This is a genomic window from Candidatus Aegiribacteria sp. (genome assembly GCA_021108005.1).
Classification (GTDB): Bacteria; Fermentibacterota; Fermentibacteria; order Fermentibacterales; family JCC-6; genus Aegiribacteria.
Window position 1 is genome coordinate 1 of record JAIORS010000178.1, and the last position, 1,711, is coordinate 1,711.

Consider the following 1,711-nt stretch of genomic DNA (forward strand, 5'->3'; position numbering starts at 1 on the left):
TTGAGGATAATTCAGAACTGGTTGGAAGGAGCGAGTAGCTGAGACAAAGACTTCACAAAGTCGGTTTTCATGGAGCCACATTCCTGGCTGTACGTGGGAAAAAACCATAGATCAGTACCTTATGGTGTAATGCAGTTCCAGAGTAGGTTCGTGGTATCCACATATTGTGGTTCCTGTCCTTTCCTCAACGCAGAAATCGGGACTGAAAGGTTCTGGAAGCTGACAGCTCCGTGAACCGATTTTATGATAGGAAATATCCAGTTTCATTTTTTCATTCCGAGACGGGAGTATTGTTATGCATAGAAATTCACTTGTACTTTGCTTTATTATATGTCTATCTTTGAGTGCTTCAACCCGCGCACAATATGCCTGTACTCCAGGTGAGGATCCTTCATTATCCGATCCTGTCGAATTAGAGATTATAGAAAATCAGCCATTTCCCGGAACAGTAATGGTTCCGGGGATGCAAGTCATCAGTGCCGGCGGAGCGGTTGCTCTCATGAATGAACCTTCAGGAGAATCAGATCAGTGCGGCGAACTCGATCCCGGGGTTCCCAGACAGATACTGGGCATAGCCACCGATGAATTCGGAGAAATCTGGTACATGATAAGAGAGAATGAGATAGCGTACCACCTAGTCTGGTGCAGGGGAAACACACTTATCCCGGCCCCGGGGCACATAACAGATGTGTCTTATCTGATATGGCTTGCTTCTGGTTTAGCGTCAAACGGACAGATGACCACGGCACACAATCTTATAGCGAATTTTGCGGGAATCGGTGTTATCTCCGAAGAGGAAGGCGATGTGCTTATTGCCGTTTACTATCCAGGCAATCCTGCACGTGAATGCGAAAACATGTTCTGGTATCAGGACTGTACAGTACTGTTCGCCGGAGAGTGGGGTTTCAACTTTTACAATATTTGTAACATGGCTTCAATGCATGAGATCAGCCCATCAGGTAAATACTATGCAATTGGAGCGGATGGAACCGGAACATGGCGAGGTACCATAGATCTGGTGGATCTTGAAACCGGTGTTAAATACCGATACAATATCCCACGCTCAGGAGTAGGCTCATACTCGAACTGGATAGAAGGCGATTTTCTGTTAATTCAGAGCCTCACTTCAAGTCCTATGTCCGAAAACTGGACCGGTTTTGGAAATCAACCGTGGTTAAACTACTCATACAGGACTTCGGCAGAGGGGGTTCCGAGAGATATCGTTCTGATGCACGGGAACAGGGCATGGATGATTCTGCCTGAAGACATGTATTACAACTACCGTATTGGGGATAATTACGGAGTTTACGAAAACGGTATCTTCTTCGATGTTGTCGCTTCTCCGAATGTAATCCCGGCCCTGGCAGGCATTGAATCCTGCAATGATTTTTCCGAGTGGATAGATTCGATGGGAGGTCAGCAGGCGGCCTTCCCGTCATTTGATTTCCGTATTTACATAGATATGCTTAACATGAGCGTGTCCTGCTGTAACCTTTCAACATTATCATCTGTATCGGGTGAGACCTCTTCAGGTCCGCTTGACGGTATGGAATTTGCATTGATTCCATCCGGGAGTTTCGAGATGGGTTCTCCTTATTCCGAGGATCATCGGTATCATGATGAAGAACAGCATAGAGTTCATGTCGATTCGTTCGAACTTATGACGACAGAGGTTACTCAGGGTATGTGGCGGGAAGTGATGGGGATATCA

At 46.3% G+C, this 1,711-nt stretch carries 2 protein-coding genes; one reads left to right on the plus strand and one right to left on the minus strand.

Translation table 11 applies throughout. From position 1 onward, the window contains the following. Positions 1–111: 111 nt before the first annotated feature. Entirely contained in the window at positions 112–267 is a 156-nt protein-coding gene (locus K8S15_11380) for a hypothetical protein (protein MCD4776635.1), read from the minus strand. 28 nt (positions 268–295) lie between these two features. On the opposite strand from K8S15_11380, the gene K8S15_11385 reads away from it, so the two are divergent. Next, a partial coding sequence (locus tag K8S15_11385; protein ID MCD4776636.1) for an SUMF1/EgtB/PvdO family nonheme iron enzyme occupies positions 296–1,711 on the plus strand: 1,416 nt, incomplete at its 3' end.